The following is a 4,931-nucleotide window of genomic DNA, read 5'->3' as shown; positions in this document are numbered from 1 at the left end:
GGGGGGGGGGGGGGGGGGAGAGAGATCACTTCCCCAGCTTCGCGGCCGTCGCGGCGCGCCGGGCGAACATCTCCTCCTTGGACTCCTCCATCTCCCGGAGCGCGGACTTGCGTTCCCGCTTGGAGAGCCGGTCCAGATACAGGTGCCCGTACAGATGGTCCGTCTCGTGCTGGAGGCAGCGGGCGAAGTAGCCGCGGCCCTCGATCACCAGCGGCTCGCCGTCCTTGTCGAATCCCCGAACGACGGCGTGGTCGACGCGCGGCACCACCCGGTAGGGGCCGGGGACGGACAGACAGCCCTCGGGCTCGTCGATCAGCTTGCGCCCTTCGGCCGGCACCTCGTCCAGCACGGGGTTGGCGATGTGCCCGACGTGGCGCACGCCCCACTCGTCGGTGACGTCCCAGACGAACAACTGGAGGTCCACATCGATCTGGTTGGCGGCCAGGCCGGCGCCGTCCGCGACCTGGTTCGTGGCGAACATGTCGTCCACCAGCCGGGACAGCTCCGGGGTGCCGAACTCGGTGACCGGCCGGCACCTCCGCCGCAGGATCTCCTCCCCGACGACGGTGATGCGGTGCACCTCGCCCCGTTCGACCTCCGGCCCGATGCGCGGATAGGAGTCGACGGGCTCGCCCTGTACGCGCACCCGGCGGTCCATCGAGGTGTCGCCGAACCGAACAGCCATGGAAATCAACGCCTTCCGGGCATACCTGAGCCAGCCGTGCAAGAACCCCGGCCGAGCGGGGGTCCCGGCCGGGGAACGCTTTTCAAAGTAGCACTCTTTGCAAAGTCCGCGCACCGGAACCGTCCATCGGGATCCGCGGACCGCTGCCGCTCTCCGCCTCACAGGTCGTCTTCCGCAACTTCTCGTACATGAGTACCCTCCGCCACATGGCAGTGCGACCACTCCAGAGCGCCGGCACACACGGCCGGCCGCCCCGGATGTCCTCCACGCTCCGCCCGGCGGCCGACGTGCCGCGGTCAAGGGCGACTTGTGCCGCACCGGCACACACCCGCGCGGCGGCCACGACCCGTGCCGTCGGCCCGTGCGCCCGGTGACGCCCGGCTTCCGTATCCGGCGGGGAGGGGGACTGCCGTCATGACGTACGACGCGGTGATCGTGGGCGCGCGCTGTGCGGGCGCCGCCACCGCCCTGCTGCTGGCCCGGCAGGGCAGACGCGTCCTGCTGGTCGACAAGGCGACGTTCCCGTCGGACACGATGTCGACGCTCTACATCCATCCGCCCGGGGTGCTGCGGCTGGAACAGTGGGGCGTGCTCGACGACGTCGTCGCCTCCGGCTGCCCGCCGCTGGACACCATCAGCCACGAGATCGACGGCCTCCGGCTGACCTCCGCCGCCCCCACGATGGGCGCCGCGACCGCGGCGTACGCGCCCCGGCGCTACATCCTGGACGAACTGCTCGTGCGGGCCGCCGTGGCGGCCGGCGCCGAATTCGCCGACGGCGCACGCGTCCAGGAGCTGGTCACCGGGGACGACGGCCGGGCCGCCGGCGTCCGGATGCGGACCGGCACGGCGACGACGACGGCCCGGGCCCGGCTCGTCGTCGGGGCCGACGGCATGCGGTCGAAGGTGGCGGAGCTGGTCGACGCGCCCGTCGTCCGCTCCGCACCCGTGGCCAGCTGTGTGTACTACACGTACTGGCACGGGGTGCGCACCGGCTTCGGCGCCCACGAACGGGTGGGCCGCTGGATCGCGCGCATCCCGACCCACGACGACCTCACCATCGTCGCCGCCTATCTGCCGCAGGCGGAGTTCGCCCAGGCCCGCCGCGACCCCGAGGCCGCCTACCGCGCGGCCGTCGAGTCGACCGCGCCCGGGCTCTACGAGCAACTGCTGTCCGCCGAGCGCGTCGACCGGTGGAGAGGCACGGGCGACCAGCGCAACTTCTTCCGCAGAGCGCACGGCCCCGGCTGGGCACTGGTGGGCGACGCGGCACACCACCTCGACTCGATCACCGCCCGGGGCATCACCAACGCGCTGATCCAGGCCGAGCAGTTCGCCGACTGCCTCTCCGGCGTGGACACCGGCGACGCGCCCGCCGTCGACAAGGCGCTGGCGCACTTCGACACGACGATGACCGCCACGCTGGACGAGCCCTACCTGAGCACGCTGGAGCTGGCGAACCTTCACCCGACGAAGGCGAGGATGCGCATGCTGCATGCCGTTTCCGAGTCCCCCGAGCTGACTTCGCGCTACTTCGCCCTGGTCTCCGGCGTCATCAGAATGCGCGAATTCGTGACGGCCGACGTCGTCGACCTCCTGTAAGCCCCGCCCGGCTCCCTACAGCGGCCGGTGTGCCACCGGCCGCGCACGCTGCTCGTCTCGCCTCATCCCGGTAACTCACCGGCAGTGGACGGCTGTCGGTCGGACGTAAGGTTGAGCATTGATTCCGTTGTCCCATGCGCAGCGCCGGCTGTGGTTCATCCACCAGCTGGAGGGGCTGTCACCGACGTACAACATTCCGCTGGTGCTGCGGCTGACCGGCGCACTGGACACCACGGCACTCGGCGCGGCGCTCGCCGATGTCGTGGAGCGGCACGAGAGCCTGCGGACGGTCTTCCCCGCCCGCGACGGCGTGCCCGAGCAGCGCGTCCGCGCCCTCGCCGAGGCGGACTTCGGCTGGGAGGTCGTCGACGTCGCGGACGCGCCGGCCGCCGCGCGGGACGACGCCGTCGCCGCGGTCGTCTGGCACGCCTTCGACCTGGCGGACGACATCCCGTTCCGGGCACGGCTGCTCCGGACCTCGGCCGGGGAACACGTCCTGGCGCTGGTGGTGCACCACATCGCGGCGGACGGCCTGTCGCTGCGCCCGCTGCTGCACGACCTCCAGCTGGCCTACCGTGCCCGCGCCGCCGGTACGGCCCCCGACTTCGAGCCGCTGCCGCTGAGCTACACCGCCCACACCCTCCGGCAGCGCGACACGCTCGGGGACGAGGCCGACCCGGACAGCCTGCTCAGCCGCCAACTGCGCTACTGGGAGCGGGCGCTCGCGGGCTACGAGGGCCGGGTGGAGCTGCCCGCCGACCGGCCCTACCCGGCGGTCGCCGACCACCGCGGCGCCCGGATCGCCGTCGAATGGCCCGCCGCGCTCCAGGAACAGGTGCGGCGGGTGGCGCGGGAGCACCGGGCCAGCGGCTTCATGGTCGTCTCGACCGCGCTGGCGCTGCTGCTGTCCCGGCTGAGCGGCAGCCCCGACGTGGCCTTCGGCGTGCCGACGACGGGCCGGCGCGGCGCCGAGGCCGCCGAACTCGTGGGGCTGTTCACCAACACCCTGGTGCTCCGCGCCCAGGTGTCCCCGGAGATGACCCACGCGGACCTGCTGAAGCAGATCAGGGAGCGGATCCTGGACGCCTCGGCCCACCAGGACGCCCCCTTCGACGCCGTGGTCGACCGGCTCAACCCCGCACGCTCCCGGACCCACCACCCGCTGGTCCAGGTGCTGCTCGGCTGGCAGAACAATCTGCTCCCCGAGCTCGAACTGCCCGGAGTCCGGGCCGAGACCGTGCCCACCGACACCCGCGCCGCGCGCATGGATCTGACGTTCAGCCTCCGCGAGCGGTCCGACGAATCCGGCCGGCCCCTGGGGATCGGCGGCGTGGTCGAGTACCGCACCGACGTGTTCGACGCGGCCACGATCGAGACGCTGGTGGCCCGGCTGCGTCGGCTGCTGGCCGCGATGGTCGCCGGCATGGACCGTCCGGTGCTCTCCGCCGAGCTGCTGGACGAGGAGGAGCACACGCTGCTCGACCGGCTCGGCAACCGCTCCGCGCTCCCCGGCGCGGCCCCGGCCCCGGAGCCCCCCTCCGTGCCCGAGCTGTTCACCGCCCGGGCGGCACGCACACCGGACGCCGTGGCACTGGTCTTCGGCGACACGTCGTGGACGTACCGCGAGCTGGACGAGGCGTCGAACCGGCTGGCGCATCTGCTCGACGCACGCGGCGTACGCGCGGGGGACGCCGTCGCCCTGCTGATTCCGCGCTCCGCCGAGACCGTGCTCGCGGTCCTCGCCGTGCTGAAGCTGGGGGCGACCTATGTGCCCCTCGACGTCGACCACCCGGACGAGCGGGTGGCGTTCATCCTGGCGGACGCGGCCCCGACGGCCCTCGTCACCACCGCGGCGACGGCCGGCCGAACCGCCGCAGCGGCCTTCGCACGCGACGGGCTCGACGGGCTCGAAGGACGCGACGGACGTGAGGGAAGCGGCGGGGACGACGGGACCGGCGGGTCCGGCGGGTGCGGCGGAATCGGTGGGCCGGAGGCGTCCGGTGGCGTCGTGGTGTGTGCCGACGATGCCGCCGCCCTCGCCCGGCAGCCGGTGACCGCCCTGCCCGCGCCGGACGCCGGCCGGCCCGCCTACGTCATCTACACCTCCGGCACGACCGGCACCCCCAAGGGCGTCGCGGTGAGCCATGCGAGCGTCACCCGGCTGTTCACCTCCACCGCGCCGGGGTTCGTGCCCGGGCCGGGGCAGGTGTGGTCGCTGTTCCACTCGTACGCGTTCGATGTGTCGGTGTGGGAGATGTGGGGCGCGCTGCTGCACGGCGGGCGGCTCGTCGTCGTCCCGGAGGACGTGGTCCACTCGGCGGCCGACTTCCGCGAACTCCTCGCCCGCGAGCGCGTGACGGTGCTGAGCCAGACCCCCTCGGCCTTCCACGCGCTCCAGGCCGCCGACACGGGCGGACAGGGGCGCTCCCGGCTGGACGGCCTGGAGGCCGTGGTGTTCGCGGGCGAGGCCCTGGAACCGGCCAAGCTCCGGCCGTGGCTCGAACAGCGCGACACCTGGCCGCACTTGATCAATATGTACGGGACGACGGAGACCACCGTCCACGCGTCCTTCCGCAGCCTCGGCCCCGCCGACCTGGACGCCCCCGCGGGACCGGTCGGCCTCCCCCTCGCCGATCTGGCCTTC

The 4,931-nt window shown here is 73.1% G+C and carries 3 protein-coding genes; 2 read left to right on the top strand and 1 reads right to left on the bottom strand.

From position 1 onward, the window contains the following. Window positions 1-25: 25 nt before the first annotated feature. Window positions 26-685, bottom strand: coding sequence for a peptide deformylase (gene def, locus SCA03_RS34370; protein WP_030886633.1), 660 nt, complete (start codon window positions 683-685; stop codon window positions 26-28). A gap of 414 nt (window positions 686-1,099) precedes the next feature. On the opposite strand from def, the gene SCA03_RS34365 reads away from it, so the two are divergent. Both SCA03_RS34365 and SCA03_RS34360 read left to right on the top strand, forming a co-directional pair. Next, window positions 1,100-2,287: an NAD(P)/FAD-dependent oxidoreductase gene (locus tag SCA03_RS34365; protein WP_030886631.1), complete on the top strand. Its 1,188-nt coding sequence runs from the start codon at window positions 1,100-1,102 to the stop codon at window positions 2,285-2,287. Window positions 2,288-2,405: 118 nt separating this feature from the next. After that, window positions 2,406-4,931: non-ribosomal peptide synthetase (locus SCA03_RS34360; RefSeq protein ID WP_141275881.1), on the top strand; the 2,526-nt coding region annotated here is incomplete at its 3' end.

Origin of the sequence: Streptomyces cacaoi, assembly GCF_006539165.1 — a bacterium.
GTDB lineage: Bacteria > Actinomycetota > Actinomycetes > Streptomycetales > Streptomycetaceae > Streptomyces > Streptomyces cacaoi.
Note: the sequence above shows the minus strand (reverse complement) of the source record. Positions and strands in the feature narration are given on the sequence as shown.